Raw genomic sequence first — 23,753 nt, forward strand, 5'->3', positions numbered from 1 at the left:
GCCAGTACCGACAGCGGCCACAATGGGTAGCCCTGTCTTTTTGATGTAAAAGAAAAAATGATGATGCCTTACAACGCAATAACCAAAACCATAACCCTTCCGGATGGCCGGGAGATAACAATTGAAACAGGAAAACTTGCCAAGCAAGCAGATGGCTCTGTAGTAGTAAGAATGGGTAACACCATGCTACTCGCGGCAGTTGTTTCTAGCCAGGGTGCCCGTGAAGGAGTAGACTTTTTGCCTCTTTCAGTAGACTACCAGGAGAAATTTGCCTCATCCGGTAAAATTCCAGGAGGTTTCCTTAAAAGAGAAGCCCGATTATCTGACTATGAAATCCTCGTGTCTCGCCTAGTAGACCGTATTCTTCGCCCGATTTTCCCATCTGACTACCATTCTGAAACACAAGTATCGATAAATCTAATCTCTGCTGATAAAGAGATCATGCCGGATGCACTTGCCGCGCTTGCAGCTTCTGCTGCCCTGGCAGTGTCTGACATTCCTTTTAACGGCCCTATCTCCGAAGTGCGCGTAGCCCGTGTAGATGGCCAGCTGGTGATTAACCCAACTGTTACCCAGCTACAGCGTGCTGACATCGACCTGATGGTTGGTGCCTCTTTCGACAGCGTGGCCATGGTTGAGGGAGAAATGAATGAAGTGTCTGAAGCAGAAATGCTGGAGGCAATCAAATTTGCGCACGAAGCGATCAAGGTGCAGTGCCAGGCGCAGATGGAGTTAACTGAAGAGGTCGGCAAAACCGTGAAGCGCGAGTATTCGCATGAAACGCACGACGAAGAGTTGCGCCAGCGTATGTATGAAGCTACTTACCAGAAAGCATACGATGTTGCCAGAAAAGGCGTATCCAAATCAGAGCGTAAAGTAGGCTTTGCTGCAGTGCTGGAAGAATTTGTTTCTACTCTGCCAGAGGATCATACCTATGATATGGGTCTGATTAAGACTTATTTCCACGACACAGAGAAAGACGCAGTACGCAACCTGGTACTAAATGAGCGTGTTCGTCTGGATGGCCGTCAGTTAGATGAAATACGCCCTATCTGGTCGGAGGTGAATTACCTGCCAGCTACGCACGGTTCTGCAATCTTTACCCGTGGCGAAACACAGTCTCTGACTACAGTAACACTGGGTACTAAAATGGATGAGCAGCTGATTGACAGCGCCATGGTGTCCGGTACAAATAAATTTTTGCTGCACTACAACTTCCCGGCTTACTCTACCGGTGAGGTAAAACCAAACAGAGGCCCTGGCCGACGTGAGGTAGGCCACGGTAACCTGGCCTTGCGTGCCCTTAAAAAAGTGCTTCCGCCGGAAGATCAGAATCCGTACACAATCCGTATTGTTTCCGATATCTTGGAGTCAAACGGTTCTTCTTCTATGGCTACTGTATGTGCTGGTTCACTGGCGCTGATGGATGCCGGTATACCTGTGAAGGGCGGCGTTTCCGGTATCGCGATGGGCCTTATCACAGATGAGAAGACAGGCAAATTCGCAGTGTTGTCAGATATCTTAGGTGATGAAGACCATTTAGGAGACATGGACTTTAAAGTTGCTGGTACTAAAAATGGTATCACCGCCTGCCAAATGGATATCAAGGTACAAGGATTGTCTTACGAGGTGCTGAGCCAGGCATTGGCTCAGGCAAATGCAGGTCGTGCGCACATCCTGAACGAGATGTCCAAGACACTTGCTGAACCTAATGCTGACTATAAGCCGCATACGCCACGTTCTTTCAACATCGTGATTGATAAAGAATTTATTGGTGCCGTAATCGGACCAGGTGGAAAGGTAATACAGCAGATTCAGAAAGACACTGGTGCCACTGTCATCATCGAGGAGAAGAATGAGAAAGGCCATGTGAATATCTTCGCCACCGACGAGGAAGCCATGAGCAATGCGATTTCCAGAATCAAAGCCATCGTTGCTCAGCCGGAAATTGGTGATACTTACATCGGTAAAGTAAAGTCTATTCAGCCTTACGGTGCTTTCGTAGAGTTTATGTCCGGTAAAGACGGTTTATTGCACATTTCTGAGATCAAGCACGAACGCCTCGAGACAATGGAAGGTGTACTGGAAATTGGAGAAGAAGTGAAAGTCAAATTGATTGATGTAGATAAGAAGACCGGCAAGTTTAAGCTGTCACGTAAGGCTATCATACCTAAACCAGGTGCTCCTGAATAAAATCAATAGTAATATTATCACATAACAGAACTCTTGGTGCCTCACTTTGGTTAAGTACATGGTGCCAAGAGTTTCTTTAGTCACCAAAGCCTCACATCTTGATTTAATTTAATAGATGAAAGAACTTTGCGCGATTATCGAGTGTTCAGACACCAAGCTAATTTTTAATTTTCACACCATTTTTGCAATAACAATATACTCTGATGAGACAACTCAAGATAAGCAAACAGATAACAAACCGCGAAAGCCAATCGCTTGATAAATACCTGCAGGAGATTGGTAAAGTTGATTTGCTTACTCCAGACGAAGAGGTGTCGCTGGCTCAGAGAATCAGAGAGGGAGATCAGTTTGCGCTTGAGAAGTTAACAAAAGCCAACTTACGATTTGTTGTGTCGGTGGCAAAGCAGTATCAGAACCAGGGCCTTTCTTTGGGCGACCTTATCAACGAGGGTAACTTAGGTTTGATAAAGGCAGCCAAGCGATTTGATGAAACACGAGGCTTTAAATTTATCTCTTATGCTGTTTGGTGGATCCGCCAGTCTATTCTGCAGGCTTTAGCTGAGCAGTCGCGTATCGTGCGCCTTCCGCTTAACCGTGTAGGTTCCCTTAACAAGATTTCTAAATCTTTCTCAGAGCTTGAGCAGAAGTTCGAGCGTGAGCCATCACCTGAAGAGATCGCCGAGGTACTTGAATTGACAACTGCTGAGGTCGTAGATACTCTTAAAATATCTGGTCGCCATGTGTCTGTGGATGCGCCTTTCGTGCAAGGTGAGGAAAACCGCCTGCTGGACGTGCTCGAGAACGAAGACGAGGAGTCACCGGATATGGGGCTGATGAACGACTCGCTTCGCAAAGAGGTACAGCGTGCCCTTTCAACTTTAACTAAACGCGAAGCTGACGTAATTTCCCTGTACTTTGGTTTAAATGGAGAGCATTCACTTACACTGGAGGAAATTGGAGAAAAGTTTAACCTGACACGCGAGCGTGTGCGCCAGATTAAAGAAAAGGCCATCAGAAGACTTCGCCATACATCCAGGAGCAAAGCATTGAAGCCTTACTTAGGCTAAAGGCTCGTTCACATGAAAAGTAATAGCCCTGGCCCAAATGCCGGGGCTTTTTTTATCCCAACAAGCAAGGCAAAATCAGGACGCTATGCAGGCAGAGGCACAGAAATTTTGTATGTTTGCATCCTGATTTCTTTTGAAACATATTCGTAATGGAAATAGAAAAAGTAAAATGTTTGATAATCGGTTCCGGGCCTGCAGGATATACTGCAGCCATCTATGCCTCCAGAGCCGGTCTTAACCCCGTTTTATACCAGGGCCTTCAGCCAGGAGGTCAGCTGACCATCACCAACGACGTAGAGAACTACCCGGGTTACCCTCAGGGAATTAATGGCCCTCAGATGATGGAAGACTTCAAATCCCAGGCAGAGCGTTTTGGTACCGATATACGTTATGGTATTGCCACAGCGGTAGATTTTTCTTCCAAGCCACACAAAGTAACCATCGACGACCAGAAAGTGATTGAAGCGCATACGGTGATCATATCGACTGGTGCTTCCGCCAAATGGCTCGGGCTGGAGTCTGAGGCAAGGCTAAACGGTAGCGGCGTCTCTGCCTGTGCCGTTTGCGATGGTTTCTTTTACCGTGGGCAGGATGTAGCTATCATAGGAGCCGGTGATACGGCTGCGGAAGAGGCGACTTACCTTTCCAACCTGTGCAAGAAAGTGTACATGATAGTGCGCCGTGATGAGATGCGGGCCTCCACCATCATGCAGGAGCGTGTGAAAAACACGGAAAACATTGAGATTCTCTGGAACTCAATAACAGATGAGATTTTAGGAGAGCATACCGTGGAGGCTGTTCGTGTGAAAAACGTGCTCACAGAGGAAACGCGAGAGATTCCGGTGTCAGGCTTTTTTGTGGCCATCGGGCATAAGCCTAATTCTGACATATTTGCTGATTACCTGAACCTGGACGAAAACGGGTATATACGTACTATTCCAGGCACATCCAAGACAAATGTAGACGGTGTGTTTGCCTGCGGCGATGTACAGGACTTCACGTACCGACAGGCCGTAACGGCGGCTGGAACTGGCTGTATGGCTGCTCTGGATGCTGAAAGGTATCTGGCCGCTCAGAACCAGCATTAACTTCCCGGTGCCCTTGAGCATCCTGCTTTTACTGTCATTTATGCTGTGACAGAGGATGATTTACAATAAAATGGCTGTGCTGTAGTTTTAAGAAGCAAGTATGTGTTGCAGAAAAGGCAGCACAGCCAACCTTTCGAGAAGAATGTTTAAAATCAAAGCACCCATATTTTTTGTATTGCTTTTTCTCTGCATACTGTGTTGTGCCGGAGGTGCGATGGCACAAGGCAAGACAAAGGATTTCTTTAAGGTGAAGACCCCAAAGATTCAGTATGTGCGGCCCGATACGACTATCCTTATCAAGTATGAGGATTTTCCGGATGAGGGTTCTGATGCTGATGCATCCATTTTCTTTAATCCGAAGAAGGAGCTTTCAATTGTAAGTGAAGATACTTCTGAGCTTGACCTGGGGGAACAGCATATCGTAGAGATGTCGGAAGAAGTGCTGGTAGACTCCAGTTGGATTAAAATTGCCGGCTACTATGCTATCTGGGACACGCGCAACCTCAACCCATACAAGATGGATGGGCGGCAGCTAAAGGATACGGTAGATATAAAGCTGTATGACATGGCCTCTAACCGTAATTACAACATGCCGTTGGAGAAAACCCCCATCACCAGCCACTTTGGAGCCAGGAGCGGGCGCTGGCACTATGGTACAGACATAGACCTGAATACCGGCGATACTATTTTCGCGGCTTTTGACGGGGTGGTGCGCATAAATAAGTGGGATGGCGGTGGCTACGGCAATTATATTGTGGTGCGACATTATAATGGACTGGAGACGTTATATGGCCATATGAGCAAGGCTATTGCACAGCCCGGGCAGTATGTGAAGGCGGGGGAGCTGCTAGGGCTTGGTGGCAGCACCGGTCGTTCTTCTGGCCCGCACCTGCATTATGAAGTGCGTTACCAGGGAAACCCCCTGGACCCCGAAAATATATATGATTTCCCTGATTACCTGCTGAAGGGGGAGAGCTTCCAGATTACATCAGCAGTTTTTAACTATTACAACAAAGCTAAGAAGGGAAGTGCGAGTGCCGGCAGACGGGCCGCTTACCACAAAGTGCGTAGCGGCGATACACTATCCGGTATTTCCAAAAAATACGGCGTTTCTATAAGCCAGCTTGCTAAGCTGAATGGCATGAGTACCCGCACCACTTTGCGCATTGGTAAATCATTGCGCATCAGATAATCACTTAGAAAAATATGAAATTAGATATTCTTGCCTTTGCCTCGCACCCGGACGATGTAGAGTTAGGTTGCGCGGGAACATTGATTGCCCATATTGCCGCTGGTAAAAAGGTGGGTATTGTGGATTTAACGCACGGAGAGCTAGGCACGCGCGGCACAGCGGAGATACGTTTGCAGGAGGCAGCAGACGCGGCTAACGTGATGGGAGTGGAGGTAAGAGACAATTTAGGCTTTGCTGATGGCTTTTTTCAGAATGATCGGCAGCATCAGTTACAGGTTATCCAGAAAATTCGCCAATACCGGCCCGAAATTGTCATTGCCAATGCAATTCATGACCGCCATCCTGATCACGGACGTGGCGCTGCGCTTTTATCAGAGTCCTGTTTTAAAGCAGGTCTTAAAATGATAAGCACCACTGATGAGGAGGGAGAAGCGCAGGAGGCGTGGCGCCCAAAGGTAGTGTACCATTTTATCCAGGATCGCTTCATCACACCGGATATTGTGGTGGACGTAACACCTTATTGGGAAAAGAAGATGGAATCAATCCGGGCTTATAAGTCACAGTTCCATAACCCGAACGATGACTCTCCTAACACCTACATCTCTTCACCTGAGTTTCTTGGGTTTGTAGAGGCCAGGGCCAAAGAACTGGGCCATACGATAGGCGTTACCTATGGGGAGGGCTTCACAAAAGAACGTTACATTGGCGTGCGTAACCTGTTCGACCTGATTTAAAGATTAACATAATAGAGAAGGAATATAGAGAAAGGGCGCTGCAATATACTTGCAGCGCCCTTTCTCTATATTCTTGGTATAACAAATCCTACTGCGCGAGTCGGTTACTGATGAAAGAGTTTACCTGAATCTGTTTTTTCTCCAGTTAGAGGTATGGCGAGGAACTTCGTTTGCGCCTTCAATTACCGCCGCTGCTGGTTTTTTCCGATCTACCAGGATGGCAGCCAGTACAGCGGTGATTTGCTCTGTGGCCTCTTCAGGCTTCTGCTGCAGTGCTTCCGGGGTAAAATACCGTTCAATAAATTTTGTGTCGAAGTTACCGCTAACAAAAGCCTCGTGCTGGAGTACAAAGGTACCGAATGATAAAGTTGTCTCTATTCCGGTTATCTGGTATTCATCTATTGCCCGAAGCATCTTGTCTATGGCTTCCTGACGGTCTTTGCCGAAAGTTACCAGTTTCGCTATCATCGGGTCGTAATAAATCGGAATATCCATGCCCTGCTCAAAGCCATCGTCTACCCGCACGCCTAAGCCCTGAGGGCGCTGGTATGTCTCAAGCCGGCCTATATCGGGTAAAAAGTTATTCGAAGGATCTTCAGCATACACCCTCAGTTCCAGTGCATGGCCATATATATGTAGATCTTCCTGCCTGTAAGCTAAGGGCTTACCCTCCGCGATGTATATCTGTTCTTTAACCAGGTCTAAACCCGTTATTTGCTCTGTTACCGGGTGTTCTACCTGCAGGCGGGTGTTCATTTCCAGGAAGTAGAAATTCAGCTTCTCATCCAACAGGAACTCTACCGTGCCAGCCCCTATATAATCACAGGCCTTGGCAACGTTGACGGCGCAGCGACCCATAGCCTCGCGAAGCGAAGGTGTGAGAACGGAAGAGGGAGCCTCCTCAATTACCTTCTGGTGGCGGCGCTGAATAGAACACTCACGCTCGAACAGGTGCACAATGTTGCCATGCGTATCTCCTAAAACCTGGATCTCGATGTGGCGCGGCGAACCGATGTATTTCTCAATAAAAACAGAACCATCACCGAAGGCCGAAGTTGCTTCACTGACAGCCAGCTTCATCTGCTGTTCGAACTCTTCAACACCCTCTACCACACGCATGCCTTTACCGCCACCACCGGCGCTGGCCTTGATCAGGATAGGGAAGCCCACTTCGGTGGCAATACGTTTGGCAGCCTCTACATCCGTGATAGCTTCTTCAGTGCCCGGCACCATCGGGATGTCATACTTTGCTACAGCGGCCTTGGCGGCCAGCTTGCTTCCCATCAGCTCAATGGCTTCCGGTGATGGGCCAATGAAGATAATGCCGGCTTCTTTTACCTTGGCTGCAAAACCGGCATTTTCAGATAAGAAACCATAGCCAGGGTGCACTGCATCTACCTGTAGTCGCTTGCATACCTCAATAATATAGTCACCGCGCAGGTAGGACTCACTGGATTTTGGACCACCGACACATACAGCTTCATCAGCAAAGCGCACATGCAGGGCATTACGGTCGACTTCGCTGTAAATAGCGACCGTTTTGATACCCATTTCTTTCGCTGTACGCATCACGCGCAGAGCTATTTCACCCCGGTTGGCTATAAGAATCTTGTTTATTTTACTCATGCAGAAACTACCTTATGTTTTGCATCAAAGAAAAGCTTTTAAAGCGAAACTTAAAAATGAGCTTTAGAAAAAGCACTTTCCTGTACTGGCCCATAATTGTAAATGAGTTGAATAAACCATAACTTTGTGCAGCATTATACTTAAATTCTATATATATTGTAAATATGTAGTTTTAAAGCATAAGTTCAAATTATACAGATAACCTAATCATTACACTAGTGGATTTATTTGAAAAGTTGTTGACCAACAGAGGTCCTTTAGGCAGCCACTCTCATTATGCACATGGCTATTTCACATTTCCAAAGCTTGAAGGTGAGATTGCCCCGCGCATGAGGTTCAGAGGAAAAGAGGTGTTGACCTGGAGCCTGAACAACTACCTTGGCCTTGCCAACCATCCTGAGGTGCGCAAAGCTGACGCGTATGCTGCTGCAGAATGGGGTATGGCAACACCAATGGGTGCACGTATTATGTCGGGTAACACAAACCTGCACGAGCAACTGGAGGCTGAACTGGCTGATTTTGTGCAGAAACCGGATGCAATGTTGTTGAACTTCGGCTACCAGGGAGTGGTGTCCATAATCGATGCCCTTGTAGACCGCCACGATGTAATTGTTTATGATGCTGAATCGCATGCATGTATTATAGATGGTGTGCGCTTGCACCAAGGCAAGCGCTTTGTGTATAGCCATAACGACATGGAAAGCCTGGAGAAACAGTTGGAGCGTGCTACACGCTGGACTGAAAACACAGGTGGCGCCATCCTGGTCATTACTGAGGGTGTTTTTGGCATGTCTGGTAACCTGGGCAACCTGAAAGATGTGGTGGCCCTTAAAGAGAAATTTAACTTCCGCTTATTTGTAGATGATGCGCACGGCTTCGGTACAATGGGTGCTACAGGCGCCGGTACAGGAGAGCACCTGGGTGTGCAGGACGGTATCGACGTTTACTTCTCTACATTTGCAAAGTCCATGGCCAGCATCGGTGCCTTTGTTGCCTCCAACGAGCAGGTGGTAGAGTACCTGCGCTACAACATGCGTTCGCAGATATTCGCCAAGTCGCTGCCAATGCCAATTACGGTGGGTGCCCTGAAACGCCTCGAACTGCTCCGCAACCATCCTGAACTGAAAGACAAACTGTGGGAGGTGGTAAATGCATTGCAAAGCGCCCTTCGTGAGAAAGGCTTTAACATTGGTACCACAGAATCTCCGGTAACGCCTGTATTTCTTAACGGGCAAATTCCGGATGCTACACAGCTGACGCTGGACCTGCGCGAGAACTACAGCATTTTCTGCTCTATTGTGGTATATCCGGTTGTGCCAAAGGATGTTATCATGCTGCGCCTGATTCCAACGGCAGCCCATACACTGGATGATGTGAAAGAGACCATTGCAGCTTTCGAGAAAATTGCACTGAAATTGGACAAAGGCTTATACTCCAGCCCGGCAGTAACCGCCTAGTTCGCTCAAAAGGCTTATATTAAAATTCCTTAATTTTTGCTTGTTTTCATTAAATGTGTATATTAGAGGAATAAAACTAAATGTTTCACAATAATTAAAGCACAAATGAACAACAACTTTAGCAAACTCAAGGATCTAGTAATGTCGTTGGAAGGGGACTTCGAAAAATTCTACGACAAAGGAAATGCAGCTGCTGGTACTCGTGTACGTAAAGGTATGCAAGACCTGAAAAACATGGCTCAGGACATCCGTAAGGAAGTTCAGGACATGAAAAACAGCACTGAAAGCGCAAAATAAGACAACTTGTAAAAGAGTTAATAATAAAAAAGGTGGCCTAAAAAGGTCACCTTTTTTATTTAAAATGCTGTATAACAGTTAATTAACTGTTATAAGATAGTAGTTTTTCTTGCCTTTCTGCACCACAAGGTATTTCTCCTGCAACAATTCAAAGGAAACGGCATCATCCGGGCTTTGTACCTTCTGGCGGTTAACGCTAACACCCCCGTTCTTAATCATGCGCTTGGCCTCACCCTTTGATTCGAATATCTGTCCCGCTGTTACCTCCGACAGCAGATCCGTTACAGTGGCCGCTTTCGTATAGTTTTCCTTACTCACCTCAATCTGCGGCACCCCTTCGAATACTGACAGCAAAATATCTTCCCGAAGGCCTTTCAACGTCTCTAAATCGCCTTTACCAAATAAAATTTCTGAGGCTTCTACAGCCGCATTATAGTCTTCTTCAGAATGTACCCGAATTGTAACATCTTTAGCTAAGGCTTTCTGTAAAGCGCGCTGGTGCGGCGCCTGGTTGTGCTCTTCAGATATACGTTTTATCTCCTCCTGCGGAAGCAGCGTGTATACCTTTATCAGCTTGCCGGCTTCCTCATCCGACAGGTTCAGCCAGAACTGGTAAAACTTGTAAGGAGATGTGAGTTCAGGGTCGAGCCATACATTGCCGCCTTCGGACTTGCCGAACTTGGTGCCGTCTGATTTAGTAACCAGTTTGCCAACCAAAGCAAAGGCTTTTCCGCCGTCTATCCGCCGGATAAGCTCTGTACCAGTCGTGATGTTACCCCATTGGTCAGAAGCACCCATCTGCAGGCGCACACTTTTATTTTTGTATAAGTGGTAGAAGTCGTAGCCCTGAATAAGCTGGTAGGAAAACTCCGTGAAGGAGAGGCCCTCGGCACGGTCACCTTCCTCGTCAGCACTGATGCGCTTCTTAACAGAATCTTTGGCCATCATGTAATTCACGGTCAGGTGCTTGCCGGCCTCACGCAGGAAACCAAGGAAACTGAACTCTTTAAACCAGTCATAGTTGTTTACGATCTCAGCTGAATTTGACCCGCTGTTGAAGTCCAGGAACTTCTCCAGTTGCTTCCGGATACCTTCCTGGTTTGCGTTCAGGGTGTTCTCATCCAGCAGGTTCCTTTCTGCTGACTTGCCGGAAGGGTCACCGATCATGCCTGTCGCACCACCCACTAAAGCGATTGGCTTGTGGCCCGCCCGCTGCAGTTGCACCAGCAGCATGATGGTTGCCAGGTTACCTATATGCAGGGATGCCGCGGTCGGGTCAAAGCCGATGTAGCCCGCTGTCATTCCGGAGGCAAGTTGTTCTTCTGTTCCTGGCATGAAGTCGTGGAGCATGCCTCTCCATCTTAATTCTTCTATTAAATTCATGTAAACCTAATTCGTGTATCAAGGCAAATATAAAAAAGAGTTGGCAGTTTGATCTCTCAAAATAGGATTAGATGTATTTTAAGATGTTTTTGCGCCTTAGCAAACGCCACTTATGCTTATGTTCCTTTTAGACTAATATTAGCCTTTAGCCATAACATCAGTGCCATAAGTGTAACTTACACTTACAATAACAGTCAGAAACAGCATAAATGAATATACGAGCAGCAGAAGTTGAAGATCTGCAACAGGTAAAAGCAATTGATCAGCTTCTCTTTGAGGAAGAAAGTTACCCGATTTTCGCCCTGCGTCAGTTTCTTGACATCTCATACGGGCTGATGAAGGTGGTAGAAATAGGCAGGGAGATTATTGCCTACTGTATCGGGCACTACAACAGTGAAAAAAAGGAGGCTTGGTTTCTGTCGCTGGGGGTGCTGCCGGAGTACAGAGGCAGGAAGATAGGGGAAAGCTTAACCACTAATTTAGTGGAAGAAGTAAAGGCAATGGGAGCCACAACTGTTAATTTGACTGTTCACCCGGAGAACAAGCCCGGTATCAGCATTTATGAGAGGCTGGGCTTTGAGACACAGGAAAATACTGAAAATTATTACCTGGACCATTCGCCAAGGCTCGTAATGGTAAAAAACCTGTGTTAAAGTCTTTGGTCTGTTGCCCCTGATTTATCATGCCTTATTCTCTACTTTATACTTTGACTTTGCCTCTGATACCTTAAATTTGTAGAGGAGATTTCAAAAAAGGGAAGGGTTCCGATCCAGAATAAAGCAGCACCGCCATGTCACACACACCCGAAGGCATTTTAGAACAACTGAAGAAAAGGCAGTTCGCACCTGTGTACTTTCTGCAGGGAGAGGAGCCTTACTACATCGACCTGATAGCAAACTATATTGATGAGCACGCGCTGCAGGAACATGAAAAAGGTTTTAACCAGGTGGTGGTGTATGGCAAGGATGCAGACATCTCTACAGTACTGCTTCAGGCGAAACGCTTTCCAATGATGTCTGAGAGATCGGTTGTGATTGTGAAAGAGGCGCAGAGTATCGTTGATATTGAGCGGGAAGATGGTATAAGGCAACTGGAGGCCTACCTGCAGCACCCCCTGACCTCTACAATACTTGTATTTTGTTACAAGCACAAAACGTTGGACGGTCGGAAGGCACTGGCGAAAGCCGTAAGCAAGCAGGCCGTGCTGCTCACAACCAAGAAGCTGTACGACAACCAGGTGCCCGCTTGGGTCACCAACTATCTGAAGCAAAAGGGGGTAAAGGCTACACAGCCAGCGGTGCTGCTGCTAAGCGAATATATTGGAGCAGACTTATCCCGGCTTTCCAACGAAATTGATAAGCTCCTGATTAACCTCAAACCTGGCGCGACGATTGATGAGCGGGCAGTGCAGGAGAACGTGGGCATCAGTAAAGATTACAACATCTTTGAACTTCAGTCGGCCCTGATTGCACGCGACGCGCTGAAAGCGCACCGCATCATACAGTATTTCGAAGCCAACCCTAAAAACAACCCGCTCATCCCAAACCTGAGCCTGATTTTTTCATTTTTCACGAAGCTGCTCAGTTTGCATACCGCAGCCGATAAGTCGGAGGGGGGCATCCGCAAGAGCTTGGGGAACCGGGGCTTTCTGGTGAAGGAATACATGCAGGCGCTCCGAGTGTTTCCCTTGCAGCGCTGCATTGATATTATTCATTTTATACGTGTGGCTGATTTGCAGGTGAAGGGTATAACAGGGGGCGACATGTCGGATGCGGCTATTCTGCGGGAGCTGGTGTTTAAGATGCTGCACCCGGTTCCGCGCGCGATGGCGGCAGTATAAATAATGTCTAATTATCCACAACACACAATATTTTAAAGCACCCGGACATTGTATAGTTATTATACGATGTTTAAGGTTTCAGAACTTTACAGAAAAGTTTTTCAGGAGCCTGCTGCTAGCTAAAATTTGTTAACTTTGAGTTCAGTTTTAGAACCTCTGCGGCAGGAGAAAACCCCGTAGCACCAGGTTGATTTTCTTTCAAATCCGAACATTTTGATGGCCTGCAGAGGCAATGAATATATAATATGAAGATAGCGTACAAAATAGCACTTGCATCCGTACTGGCGGGAGGCTCCCATGTGGTGGTAGCCCAGCATACGCAGGTTTTTACCAACGAAGAAAGGTATTTCCATGAAGGGATTGAACTGTTTGACCGGGCCAAGTATGGTGCCGCGCAGGAAGCCTTCAGCAAGTATATAGAACTGACAGGTGATGAAGCCAAAACGGCAGATGCACAATACTACTACGCGCTCAGTGGCCTGTACCTGTTTCATCCGGACGCAGAGCAACTGATTGTAAATTTTGCTAACAATTACCCGACGCACCCTAAAACAGCCCTGGCAAACTATGAACTGGGCCTTTACTATTTCGAAAAGAAAGACTATAAAAAAGCAGTAGAATTGTTGAAGCAGGCTCCTTCACACCTGCTCAGCATCAAACAAAACAAGGAGTTAGAATTTAAACTGGGTTATTCCTACTTTGCCACGAAGGACTTCGAGAACGCCAAAATCTATTTCGACAAGAACAAGACCACCGGCTTCCGCGATGACGACCACCGTTTTGCTTACGCCTCAAATTACTATGCCGGATACATTGCTTACCGCAATGGCGATTATGCTTCCGCCAAAACAGATCTGAAGATTGCGGAGAAGAATGAAGCCTATGCGAATATTGTTCCTTACATGATCACGGAGATACTTTACAAGGAGAATGATATATATGAGGTAATCCGATACGGGGAGGAGGCGCTTGCCAGAAAACCGTCGGTGCAGCAGTCAGATGAAATTGCCCTCTTAGTGGGGGATGCTTATTATCAAAAAGCGGATTATAAAGAAGCAGAGAAATACTTCAACCAGTTTGCCTCAGGCAAGCGTTCGCTGGAGCCGGTGGTGCAATACAAAATAGCGCTTACCGATTACAAGAACAACAACTACAAGAATGCTATTGCTAACTTCAAAGAAATAGCGCTGAAGAAAGACGCAATTGGTCAGAACGCGGCGTATTACCTGGGCTTAAGTTACCTGAAGGAAAATAACAAGCAGTTTGCCCTCACGGCCTTTGACCAGGCGCGAAAAAACGACCAGGACAAAGCTATAACAGAAGCTGCCAACCTGAAGTATGCCCAGGTAAGTTATGAGCTCGGGAATTTCCGGGAAGTAATCAATTCATTGGCGGAGTTCAATGAAAAATACCCGGAATCTGAGCAAGGGGAGGAAGCAGACAAACTGTTGAGTGAAGCTTACTTCGGCTCAAATAATTATGCGGATGCTATCCGTCATATTGAGAGTCTTCCAAATAAAAGCTGGCGCATTCTGCAAACCTACCAGCGCGTAACATACCACCACGCGGTGAACCTGTTCAACGACGCCAAGTTCCCGCAGGCCGTACAAATGCTGGACAAGTCTTTGGAATATCCTTATGATAAAGAAGTAACAGCCTCCAGCCACTTTGTAAAAGGGGAAGCCTATTCAATCGGGCAGCGTTACAAGGACGCCATTAACAGCTATGGCGCAGTTTTCAGAACGACGCCTTCAACAAAAACGGATTACTATACCAAGTCCCGCTATGGTATTGGCTATGCCTACTTCAATACAAAAGAGTATGAGAAGGCCCTGCCACATTTCAAGGCTTACCTGGAGTCTATCAAGCCAAGCAACCCGAATTACAACGATGCCACCGTACGTTTGGCAGACCTATATTATGTAAGCAAGAATTACAGCGAGGCACTTAAACTGTATGAGCGTGTGCTTTCCACCAGCTCTCCCGATCGTGATTACGCGCTGTTTCAGAAGGGTGTAGTGCTGAGCATCAACAACCGAAACGAACAGGCTAAAACGGCGCTGCAGGAACTGATAAGTAAATACCCGAAGTCACGGTACCTCGATGATGCCTATTACCAGCGCGCCCTGATTGACTATGAATCAGGTAATTATCAGGCAGCTGTATCAGGTTTTACTACCCTCATCAACTCTGTACCGGATAGTAAACTGGTACCAAATGCGCTTCAGAAGCGGGGTACCGCCTACAGAAACTTAGGACAGAATGAGCTTGCCATTGCTGACCAGAAACGTGTGCTGGAAGAATATCCATCTGCCAAAGTGGCCAGCGGCGCACTGTACTCTCTTCAGGAGGTGCTAGGCACAGAAAATCGTAGTAGTGAGTTTGATTCTTACCTAGACAGGTTTAAAGTAGCCAACCCGGAAAGTGATGCTTTAGAAAGCGTTGAATACGAAGCTGCTAAATCACTGTACTTCAGCCAGAAGTACGAGCAGGCAGTGCCGAAGTTTGAAGGCTACCTAAAGTCATACCCTAAGAGCTCATTCGCTGCTGATGCACGTTATTTCCTGGCAGATTCTTACCTGCGCCAGAACAACATGCAGGAAGGCCTACCGCGCATGAAAGAAGTGATTAGCCTGAACCGTTCCGAGTATGTGAACCGCGCGATACAGCGGGTGGCTGATCTGGAGTTTGAAGCAAAGAATTATCCTGAAGCCATCAAGTACTACAGCCGCCTTCGTGATTTAGCTACAAACAGAAAAGAACAGCAGACAGCCTTAACAGGCCTGATGCAAAGCTACTACCGCACCAATGACTATGAGGCTACGAAACGTGCGGCAAATGAACTTATCAGCCAGGGCAACGCCTCACTCAACGCCTACAATTCAGCGCTGTTGTTCAGGGCCAAGGCCACCTATGCACAAGGCAACCTGGATCAGGCGCTAACACAACTGCGCGAAACAGTAGAATCTGCATCTGATGTGAACGGCGCAGAGGCAAAATACCTAATAGCAGAAATCCTTCATAAGCAGAAGAAGTACCAGGAGTCGCTGGATGTTGCTTTTGATTTCAATACGAAGTATTCTAACTATGACTTCTGGTTGGGCAAGGCTTTTCTTATTATAGCGGACAACTATGCGGCTCAGAATGAAATGTTCCAGGCACGCGCCACGCTGAATTCTATCATAGAAAATGCCCCGAATCAGGAGATTGTGGCAGAGGCGAAGCGGAAGTTAGCTACGTATGACGGTAACACCACCACACAACCGCAACAGCAGAACCTGGCGCCAAAGCAGGACAGTGTACCGCAGCAGAACCTGACACCGCAACAGGATTCTGTGCCACTGCAGCAAGTAGTGCCGCAGAATGATACAACAGGTCAGCAATAGGAGAAGGAGTTCAACATCAGTTTATTTTAGAACAGAATCATCATGAAAAATAAGATAAGATTAGCTTCACTTGCTATTGTGTTGTGTGTCGGGTACAGCTATCATAACAATGTGCAGGCGCAAACGCAGGGATGGGGCGAAGGAGCCAAACTGGAGGATGCTGAGGTAATAGTAGAGAAGAACCGTGTGATTGAACTGCCACAGGCTGCCCGTAACTTCGAGAAGTTTCGTATCGACCCGCCGGAAACGGGCGACCGAAATGTGCGGTATCGTTTTGTGGACTACCGTTTGCCCTCGCAGGACATTAACCTGCAAATGCGTGTACTCACCATAAAGCAAGATGAACTGACCAAGTTGTATGGCAATTATCTAAAAGGTGGCATCGGAAACTATGCTTCCCTGTACCTGAAGGGTTATTTCCATAACAAGCGTAGCGAAACCTCAGACATTGGTGCAGAAGTGAGTCATATTGCTTCGGCCCGTGGACCTGTAGACAAAGGGAATTCTGCTGTTGCGAACTCTGACATCAGTGTGCACGGCGAGCAGTACCTGCGCGATATGACGGTTGGCGGCAAACTGAAGTATGGCCGTGACAAATACCACTTCTATGGGTATGAGCCACTGCTGGAGGGAGACCAGGAAGTGGAGAAGGATTCTATCCGGCAGGTATTTAACAGAGTATCCGCAGAAGCCTTTTTACATAATCAAACGTCAGGTTCTCCTTTTCAATTCAAAGGGGATGTGCAGTTCCGTTACCTGAACGACCGCTTTGACATGAGCGAAAGCAACCTTGCTCTGAAACTGCGCAGCGAGTACGGCATCGATGAGATGTCAGCTTTTAAAGTAGATGCTGATCTTTCCTTTCTGTCACACAAAGATTCTGCCACTGTCAGCCGTAATTTTTTTAAGTTGAATACGGCGTATGAGCGCCAGTTAAATGCTATTCGCCTCACATTAGGTGCTAAAGTGGCATACACAGGCGACACTGTGGCGAATGCCCGCAAGTTCAATGTGTACCCGATGGTACGTGTCGGCCTTGAGCCAATTGAAGGTAACCTGCTGATTTATGCCGGTTTAGGTGGTGACTTGGAAAGAGTTACTTTATATCAGTTGACACAGGAGAATCCCTGGCTCGCACCCAATGTGAACGTAGCGGACATAAACAAAGGACTGGAAATTTATGGTGGTTTTCAGGCAAATCTGGCGAATTATGTGCAGTTAAATGCCCGCGTGGCTTACCAGAACTACCGCAACCTGTACTTCTACAACAACTCTCCGCTTGATCCTGCTAAATTTGACCTGGTGTATGACAATGGCGTAACAAATGTGCTGAATTTTTATACCGAAGCTTCTTTTAATTATTCAGACGAAATCAGGCTGGGTGTAAAGGCTGATTATAACAGCTATAACACCGATGACTTAGAGAAACCCTTTCATCGTCCGTCGCTGATGTCAAGCATTTATGGCACCTACAACTTCTATGATAAGATTCTGTTTAATTCAGAACTTTACTATATTGGGAGTTCATTCGGACGCGTGTACAGTGCTGACGGCACTTCAGAGCTGCGCGAGACGGATACGATAGTAGACTTAAATCTGAAGGCAGATTATCGCTTTACGAATAACTTTACCATTTTTCTAATGGCTAACAATCTGCTTGGGCAGAAGTACGAAAGGTTCGTTAATTACCCCAGCAGAGGTATCAATATAATAGGAGGCGTTACTTACTCATTCTAATTGCTTATGGTTGCAAAGCATATTAAGTCACTGCTCTACGAACACGATTGTGTCATCATCCCTGAGTTTGGGGGGTTAATTACGCGGTATGTGCCAGCTAGAATCAATCCGGTGAAGCATTCATTTGCTCCGCCGTCCAAAAAAATTGCCTTCAACGAGAAGCTTGTTCTGAACGATGGCTTGCTTATCAGCACCATTGCCTATTATAACAATATATCTAAAGAGGAGGCGCAGCAGCTGGTGACGGCCTTTGTGCAACAGGCTAAGGCCCGGCTGCATAAGGAGAATCGATTCGAACTGCATGAAATAGGTGTGTTCAGTTACAACCCGGAGCACAAGCTGGAATTTGAGTATGTAGAAGGCGATAACCTGCTGGATGCAAGCTTTGGTTTGCCAGAACTGGTGGCACGCCCTGTGCGGGTGGAGGAGCCTGCCGTATTGCGTACGCTTATAAAAGAGCGGCAGCAGGAGCATGCAAATGAAAAGCAGCCACTGCGCAAGCGTCTGAAGCGCGCTTATAACGTAGCTGCAGGCCTGGCGCTGGCCGGTTTAACGGGATCTGCTTTGTACTTCCTTTCGCTTCAGGCAGATTATAACTTAAGCAGCCTGAACCCTATGATGCTGCTCAACTCAGGCTATACTGCAAGTAACACGGGAGGAGTAACCAGGTATGCTGCAGGATATGTGCCAGTTACAGGGGAGGAGCGTATTGCAACTTACGCTGCATTACTTCCAGAAGAAGCTACAGCTGTTGTACAGGAGGAACAGCAGCCTGCTTTAAATGAACAAACCTATTTCTCGGCTGATAGTGTAAGTGCTTCTTTAAATATGTGGCCGGAAGAGCAAAAGAATGAGGTGCTTATAGAAGAAGTGGCTGTGCCTGTGAAAGAGGTAAAGCCAGCAGAGCCGGTGCTCACAATTAATGAGAAGAGCGGACGTTCTTACATCATCATAGGTGGTTATTCTACAACTGAAAACGCGGTCGTAAGACGTGACGCAGCCCGCACGGCTGGCCATGATTCTAAAATGCTGACACCAGGGCCTAACAGCAAATTATACCGTGTTTCAGTAGCTGATTTCGCAACGGCAGACGAAGCAAAAGCGGTGCTAAACAATTACAAAAAATCATTCGGAGAAACTATTTGGGTACTTAATTACTAACATGACCTCACTCTTATTACAAATCACGACTACTGCTGCTGACACAACTGCAGCCCTTGCTGAGGGAGCCGAAGCAGGACCAGAATCTGTAAGGCTTATTGACCTGGCGTTAGCAGGTGGCTGGGCAATGATTCCGCTTGCCCTGCTTTCTCTGGCTGCCATCTATATTTTTGTTGAGCGCTTTCTTACGCTGAAGAAAGCCGCTAAAAACCCGGAGGGCTTCAACGAGCGAATTAAGAAAATGGTGTTGGCCGGTGATATTACTGGTGCTAAAATGCTATGTGCCCAGACAAACACACCTGTATCCCACATGCTGGAGAAAGGCCTTACACGCATCGGGAACCCACTGAAGAACATAGAGACCTCTATTGAAAATGTGGGCAAAATTGAAATCAGCCGCCTGGAGAAAAACCTTTCTGCCCTTGCTACTATTGCTGGTGCCGCGCCAATGCTTGGCTTCCTTGGAACCGTAACAGGTATGATCGGTGCCTTCATTGCTATTGCACAGGCAGAGGGTTCTGTTAGCCCGAAGCTTCTCTCAAGCGGTATCTATGAGGCCATGGTAACAACAGCTACCGGGCTTATCATTGGTCTGCCTGCCTATGTAGGTTATAACTACCTGGTATCTAAAATCGATAGCATTGTGCACGCGATGGAATACTCTTCAATTGAGTTTCTTGATGTATTACAGGAACCACAGCTTTAAGTTAAGAAATGAATATTCGCTCTAAAAACAGGATCAACGCCGAGTTCAGCATGTCATCCATGACGGACATCATTTTCCTGTTGCTCATTTTCTTTATGCTTACGTCTAACTTTGTAACGCCTTCCGGTTTACCGGTTAGCTTGCCAAGCAGCAAGACATCTGACATCGTGATGCAGAAAATCAGCATTACAATAAGCGAGGACCTGGAATACTATTTAAATGATAAGCAAATAGCAGCGGAGGACATAGAGCCGCAATTAACCGCACTGCTGCAGGGAACAGAGGAGGGCGCCGTGGTGTTACACGTAGATAAGAGCGTGCCTGTAGAGCACCTGGCAAGGGTGGCAGGTATCGCCAAAAATCTGAATGCAAGTGTAACGCTGGCCACTGTGCCGGCAGAATAACGATAAAACTATGGCAATTGCCCAATCCCATGAAGAAGAGAAGAACAAGCGCATTGCCGCCGGTGTTAGCATCGGCATGCACGTGCTGCTTGTGCTTTTTCTGATTTACATGCTGGCATGGCGGGCTCCTGATCCGCCAGCACCTAATTTTGGCATCGAACTTAACTTTGGTATGGATGCAGTAGGTAGCGGTGACATCCAAACGACGGCTGCCGCAAATGAGTCAAAGAATGTAGAGGATAGCAAGCCGGCACCTACACAGCCTGATCCTTTACCGGAACCGCAGCCCGTAGCCAAAGTGACACCGCCCTCACCGCCACAACCTGTTGAAACACCTAAAGTAACCACCACCACAGCGGAGGCTCCTGTTTCTGTGAAGGAGGTAGTAAAGCCACAGCCGAAGCCGCAGCCAACTAAAGAGGAGGTGAAACCGCAGCCAAAAGCAGAACCAGAGGAAGTGGTTAAAAAGGAACCGGAGAAGCCTCGTTCGCTTTACCCGGGCAAGCCAACCACTAGCACGGGTACCGGTAAAAACGGTTCTTCTGATGCTGCAACTGGCAACAACAATGGTGATGACGACGGTGCAGTAGGTGATAAAGGAAGCCCTGAAGGAAAGGTAGACGCCAAGTCACTTTACGGCAAAGCCGGTGGTGGTTCAGGAGGCTCGCTGGATATGCAGGGCTGGCGCTATGATATTGAACCCAGAAAGGACCCATACAGCAACGAAACAGGAATCGTAAAATTCGCTATTCAAATCGATGCGGATGGTAACCTGACAAGGGTGGATGTGTTAGAAAGTAACGTATCTCCGCAGGTAGTGGCCTGGTATAAATCACAGCTTCAGAAAACAACTTTCAGTCGCACGGGTGGAGGATCGTCTAACGCAGGAGCCTCCGGCCAGGTAACATTCCGTATCACCTCCCGCTAGTCTGTTTACATTATTTACTTATATGACTTATCAAGAGTGTCTTGATTATTTATACCAGCAATTGCCGATGTTTCACCGCATCGGCAATGCTGCTTTTAAGAAGAGCCTGGATAATATTATTGCGCTTTGTGAGGCGCTGGGGCAGCCGCAACACCAATTTAAAACAGTACATGTAGCTGGCACGAATGGCAAAGGCAGCAGCTCACACATGTTGGCTGCTGTGCTGCAGGAGTCTGGCTACAAGACGGGACTTTATACCTCACCACACTTGAAGTCTTTTACTGAGCGAGTGCGTGTCAATGGGCAGGAGGTGCCTGAAGGGTATGTTGCGGATTTTGTAGAGCAGCACAAGTCCTTATTTGAAAGTATACAGCCTTCGTTTTTCGAGATGACCGTGGCTTTGGCTTTCAAATACTTTGCTGATGAGCAGGTTGACATTGCTGTAATAGAGGTTGGTCTGGGTGGACGCCTTGATTCTACTAACATCATTATGCCTGAGGTTTCGCTAATCACGAACATCGGGTATGATCATCAGGCACTGTTGGGGGACACTATTAGTGCTATTGCCACTGAAAAAGCCGGAATTATAAAAAAAGATATTCCCGCCGTCATCAGCACGCGCCAGCTGGAGGCACAGGAGGTTTTCGAGGCAAAGGCAGAGGAAGCCGGAGCGCCTCTATACTTTGCTCAAGACCTGTTTCGGGTGGAGCTGACGGAAGCCTCAAATGAGCGCCAGGTCTTTCAGGTATACCGCGAGGAAAAGTCTTTTCTGCCTGGCTTAGAGCTGGATCTGGGGGGGCTTTACCAAAAGTATAATTTGCCGGGTGTGCTGCAGACGCTGGTGCTTTTACATGAAAAAGGATATAATATCACCCATACTTCACTAAGAAAAGGATTAGCAAATACAAAAGCCATTACTGGCCTGAAAGGACGGTGGCAGGTAATAAGCAGGAATCCTTTAACTATCTGTGATACGGGTCATAATGAGGATGGAATTAAACAAATAGTGAAACAACTGGAAGCGCTTAAGCCAAAGCACGTGCATATGGTATTTGGTGTTGTCAACGACAAGGATGTGACCAGTATTCTGAAGCTGTTGCCACCACAGTATACTTACTACTTCTGCCAGGCGAATATACCCCGTGCCTTGCCTGTAGGCGACTTGCAGGAAAAGGCTTTAAATGAAGGTTTGTCAGGACAGACTTTTTCTTCAGTGCCAGATGCAGTGAAAGCTGCCAAGGCAAATGCTGCGCCTGATGAGGTTATTTTTATTGGAGGTAGTACCTTTGTGGTCGCAGAGATTGAAGAACTATAATTGATGGCAAGATCTAAATTAGCAAAATTTGCCGCTATCGGTGAGCGGGAGAATGTAATTGAGCCGGGGGACGAGCGGTATGGCCAGCTAAAAGGAAAGTGGCGGCAGCTTCTTTTCCAGAACAGCAACCCAATTGTGCTGGAAGTTGGTTGTGGCCGTGGGGAGTATACTGTTGGCATGGCACAGGTGTTTCCTGAAAAAAATTTTATTGGCTCCGACATCAAAGGAGAACGCCTCTGGAAAGGAAGCACCATGGCAGAGGAGAAGAAACTGGAGAATGTAGCTTTCCTTAGAACTTTTATTGAGCAGATAGACGAGAATTTTGCAGAGAATGAAGTAGACGAGGTATGGATTACTTTCCCGGACCCACGCCCCCGCGACCGGGATAGCAAACGCAGGTTGACATCCCCTCGCTTCCTGAACCTCTACAAAAGCATACTCAAGCCTGACGGGCTTATCCATCTAAAAACAGATAACCTGCCTTTGTACGAATATACCCTTGAGGTGCTGCAGGAGAGGGAGAGTGAAGTCAAATACCTGCTTCATACACCGGACCTCTATAAATCAAATCTGCAGGAGCATACCATGGGCATTTATACTACCTATGAAAAGCGATACCTCGCTGAAGGTATACCTATTAAGTACCTTCAATTGCAGTTTAAGTAAAAGTATTGCTGCTGGCGCGGGAATACATCCCGTGACTTACAGTGGGTGCGAGTCTCCTGACTCGCTTGTGCAAAAAGAAGAGAGAAGCAGCGACTTCAATTTTGCGATTTGTGTAAATATTACCAAATGACGTAAAGCTCCTTTTAAAGAACTATAGCATTTTCTAATCGTCAGCACGAAGTGAAAGCGCTTCCAGTCTTTGGGTTGAGCGCCTTTGGAGATTTTTGGTGCCGCTCGCGCGGCAGCGCCTTGGCGCAAAAAACTCCCAGCGCGATGCCCGAAGACGAGGCCTCTCGGCCTTGAGAGCACAGAGCAATAGCTAAAGAACAGTAGGTCTGATGCCGCTGGATAGGCTGTTGCTACGGCAGGTTAGACAGAATAAAGTATCAGCAGCGTAGCAGACTCTGAGATTCTATAGATATCGTTCAGGAGAGGTAGTATAAGATGTCATCCTATCTTTGAATGGATGTGCAAGAGTCCTAAAATAGTCTTTACAAAGAAGGGCTGAGTCTGTAGCTTTAAAAGCAAAAGAAGAAGGGGAAAAGAGTAAGGCAGCTGTTTGTCATTGGTCGT

At 47.1% G+C, this 23,753-nt stretch carries 19 protein-coding genes; 17 read left to right on the top strand and 2 right to left on the bottom strand.

Translation table 11 applies throughout. From position 1 onward, the window contains the following. Positions 1-60 precede the first annotated feature (60 nt). From pnp to bshB1, 5 genes are all read left to right on the top strand, one after another. Positions 61-2,193, top strand: a complete 2,133-nt coding sequence (gene pnp, locus E1919_RS06190) for a polyribonucleotide nucleotidyltransferase (RefSeq protein ID WP_162052508.1) — start codon at positions 61-63, stop codon at positions 2,191-2,193. 203 nt (positions 2,194-2,396) lie between these two features. Continuing rightward, positions 2,397-3,260: a sigma-70 family RNA polymerase sigma factor gene (locus E1919_RS06195; protein ID WP_115565947.1), complete on the top strand. Its 864-nt coding sequence runs from the start codon at positions 2,397-2,399 to the stop codon at positions 3,258-3,260. A gap of 149 nt (positions 3,261-3,409) precedes the next feature. Next, positions 3,410-4,348 (top strand): thioredoxin-disulfide reductase, encoded by a 939-nt coding sequence (gene trxB, locus E1919_RS06200; RefSeq protein ID WP_162052482.1) that lies wholly within the window; start codon positions 3,410-3,412, stop codon positions 4,346-4,348. A gap of 142 nt (positions 4,349-4,490) precedes the next feature. Beyond that, entirely contained in the window at positions 4,491-5,540 is a 1,050-nt protein-coding gene (locus E1919_RS06205) for a M23 family metallopeptidase (RefSeq protein WP_162052483.1), read from the top strand. Positions 5,541-5,554: 14 nt separating this feature from the next. Next, positions 5,555-6,274, top strand: coding sequence for a bacillithiol biosynthesis deacetylase BshB1 (gene bshB1 / locus E1919_RS06210; protein ID WP_162052484.1), 720 nt, complete (start codon positions 5,555-5,557; stop codon positions 6,272-6,274). 120 nt (positions 6,275-6,394) lie between these two features. Here the strand turns inward: bshB1 and accC are convergent, their stop codons facing one another. Continuing rightward, positions 6,395-7,900, bottom strand: a complete 1,506-nt coding sequence (accC, locus tag E1919_RS06215) for an acetyl-CoA carboxylase biotin carboxylase subunit (RefSeq protein ID WP_162052485.1) — start codon at positions 7,898-7,900, stop codon at positions 6,395-6,397. Positions 7,901-8,118: 218 nt separating this feature from the next. On the opposite strand from accC, the gene E1919_RS06220 reads away from it, so the two are divergent. Together E1919_RS06220 and E1919_RS06225 are read left to right on the top strand one after the other, a co-directional pair. Beyond that, positions 8,119-9,357, top strand: coding sequence for an aminotransferase class I/II-fold pyridoxal phosphate-dependent enzyme (locus E1919_RS06220; RefSeq protein ID WP_162052486.1), 1,239 nt, complete (start codon positions 8,119-8,121; stop codon positions 9,355-9,357). A 105-nt stretch (positions 9,358-9,462) separates the two neighbouring features. Next, positions 9,463-9,654, top strand: coding sequence for a histone H1 (locus E1919_RS06225; protein ID WP_115565941.1), 192 nt, complete (start codon positions 9,463-9,465; stop codon positions 9,652-9,654). Positions 9,655-9,732: 78 nt separating this feature from the next. On the opposite strand, the gene tyrS is transcribed toward E1919_RS06225, so the two are convergent. After that, positions 9,733-11,037, bottom strand: coding sequence for a tyrosine--tRNA ligase (gene tyrS / locus E1919_RS06230; protein WP_162052487.1), 1,305 nt, complete (start codon positions 11,035-11,037; stop codon positions 9,733-9,735). 209 nt (positions 11,038-11,246) lie between these two features. Here tyrS and E1919_RS06235 point away from each other — a divergent pair, with 209 nt between their 5' ends. The 10 genes from E1919_RS06235 (at position 11,247) to trmB (ending at position 23,180) form a co-directional block, all read left to right on the top strand. Continuing rightward, the gene (locus tag E1919_RS06235; protein WP_162052488.1) at positions 11,247-11,690 is read left to right on the top strand and encodes a GNAT family N-acetyltransferase; all 444 of its coding nucleotides are present in this window, start codon (positions 11,247-11,249) and stop codon (positions 11,688-11,690) included. A gap of 137 nt (positions 11,691-11,827) precedes the next feature. Beyond that, the gene (gene holA, locus E1919_RS06240) at positions 11,828-12,877 is read left to right on the top strand and encodes a DNA polymerase III subunit delta (RefSeq protein ID WP_162052489.1); all 1,050 of its coding nucleotides are present in this window, start codon (positions 11,828-11,830) and stop codon (positions 12,875-12,877) included. A gap of 245 nt (positions 12,878-13,122) precedes the next feature. After that, entirely contained in the window at positions 13,123-16,263 is a 3,141-nt protein-coding gene (locus E1919_RS06245; protein WP_162052490.1) for a tetratricopeptide repeat protein, read from the top strand. A gap of 42 nt (positions 16,264-16,305) precedes the next feature. Continuing rightward, positions 16,306-18,000, top strand: coding sequence for a TonB-dependent receptor (locus E1919_RS06250; protein WP_162052491.1), 1,695 nt, complete (start codon positions 16,306-16,308; stop codon positions 17,998-18,000). 6 nt (positions 18,001-18,006) lie between these two features. Next, complete coding sequence (locus E1919_RS06255; RefSeq protein ID WP_162052492.1) at positions 18,007-19,161, top strand: HU domain-containing protein; 1,155 nt, start codon at positions 18,007-18,009, stop codon at positions 19,159-19,161. A 1-nt stretch (position 19,162) separates the two neighbouring features. Next, entirely contained in the window at positions 19,163-19,867 is a 705-nt protein-coding gene (locus E1919_RS06260; protein WP_162052493.1) for a MotA/TolQ/ExbB proton channel family protein, read from the top strand. An 8-nt stretch (positions 19,868-19,875) separates the two neighbouring features. Beyond that, positions 19,876-20,271: an ExbD/TolR family protein gene (locus tag E1919_RS06265; RefSeq protein ID WP_162052494.1), complete on the top strand. Its 396-nt coding sequence runs from the start codon at positions 19,876-19,878 to the stop codon at positions 20,269-20,271. A gap of 10 nt (positions 20,272-20,281) precedes the next feature. Continuing rightward, positions 20,282-21,199: a hypothetical protein gene (locus E1919_RS06270; protein ID WP_162052495.1), complete on the top strand. Its 918-nt coding sequence runs from the start codon at positions 20,282-20,284 to the stop codon at positions 21,197-21,199. 22 nt (positions 21,200-21,221) lie between these two features. Next, positions 21,222-22,514, top strand: coding sequence for a bifunctional folylpolyglutamate synthase/dihydrofolate synthase (locus tag E1919_RS06275; RefSeq protein WP_162052496.1), 1,293 nt, complete (start codon positions 21,222-21,224; stop codon positions 22,512-22,514). Positions 22,515-22,517: 3 nt separating this feature from the next. Continuing rightward, positions 22,518-23,180, top strand: coding sequence for a tRNA (guanosine(46)-N7)-methyltransferase TrmB (gene trmB / locus E1919_RS06280; RefSeq protein WP_162052497.1), 663 nt, complete (start codon positions 22,518-22,520; stop codon positions 23,178-23,180). The last annotated feature ends 573 nt before the right edge of the window (positions 23,181-23,753 follow it).

The sequence above is a fragment of the Pontibacter pamirensis genome, from assembly GCF_010015475.1.
GTDB classification, from domain to species: Bacteria; Bacteroidota; Bacteroidia; order Cytophagales; family Hymenobacteraceae; genus Pontibacter; species Pontibacter pamirensis.

Excerpts from the sequence above, each read along its gene's own strand:
- pnp (WP_162052508.1), top strand. The coding sequence starts at position 61 with ATGATGCCTTACAACGCAATAACCAAAACCATAACCCTTCCGGATGGC.
- E1919_RS06195 (WP_115565947.1), top strand. The coding sequence starts at position 2,397 with ATGAGACAACTCAAGATAAGCAAACAGATAACAAACCGCGAAAGCCAA.
- E1919_RS06235 (WP_162052488.1), top strand. The coding sequence starts at position 11,247 with ATGAATATACGAGCAGCAGAAGTTGAAGATCTGCAACAGGTAAAAGCA.
- trxB (WP_162052482.1), top strand. The coding sequence starts at position 3,410 with ATGGAAATAGAAAAAGTAAAATGTTTGATAATCGGTTCCGGGCCTGCA.
- tyrS (WP_162052487.1), bottom strand. The coding sequence starts at position 11,037 with ATGAATTTAATAGAAGAATTAAGATGGAGAGGCATGCTCCACGACTTC.
- E1919_RS06250 (WP_162052491.1), top strand. The coding sequence starts at position 16,306 with ATGAAAAATAAGATAAGATTAGCTTCACTTGCTATTGTGTTGTGTGTC.
- E1919_RS06255 (WP_162052492.1), top strand. The coding sequence starts at position 18,007 with ATGGTTGCAAAGCATATTAAGTCACTGCTCTACGAACACGATTGTGTC.
- E1919_RS06225 (WP_115565941.1), top strand. The coding sequence starts at position 9,463 with ATGAACAACAACTTTAGCAAACTCAAGGATCTAGTAATGTCGTTGGAA.
- holA (WP_162052489.1), top strand. The coding sequence starts at position 11,828 with ATGTCACACACACCCGAAGGCATTTTAGAACAACTGAAGAAAAGGCAG.
- E1919_RS06260 (WP_162052493.1), top strand. The coding sequence starts at position 19,163 with ATGACCTCACTCTTATTACAAATCACGACTACTGCTGCTGACACAACT.
- trmB (WP_162052497.1), top strand. The coding sequence starts at position 22,518 with ATGGCAAGATCTAAATTAGCAAAATTTGCCGCTATCGGTGAGCGGGAG.
- E1919_RS06205 (WP_162052483.1), top strand. The coding sequence starts at position 4,491 with ATGTTTAAAATCAAAGCACCCATATTTTTTGTATTGCTTTTTCTCTGC.
- bshB1 (WP_162052484.1), top strand. The coding sequence starts at position 5,555 with ATGAAATTAGATATTCTTGCCTTTGCCTCGCACCCGGACGATGTAGAG.
- E1919_RS06245 (WP_162052490.1), top strand. The coding sequence starts at position 13,123 with ATGAAGATAGCGTACAAAATAGCACTTGCATCCGTACTGGCGGGAGGC.
- E1919_RS06275 (WP_162052496.1), top strand. The coding sequence starts at position 21,222 with ATGACTTATCAAGAGTGTCTTGATTATTTATACCAGCAATTGCCGATG.
- accC (WP_162052485.1), bottom strand. The coding sequence starts at position 7,900 with ATGAGTAAAATAAACAAGATTCTTATAGCCAACCGGGGTGAAATAGCT.
- E1919_RS06265 (WP_162052494.1), top strand. The coding sequence starts at position 19,876 with ATGAATATTCGCTCTAAAAACAGGATCAACGCCGAGTTCAGCATGTCA.
- E1919_RS06270 (WP_162052495.1), top strand. The coding sequence starts at position 20,282 with ATGGCAATTGCCCAATCCCATGAAGAAGAGAAGAACAAGCGCATTGCC.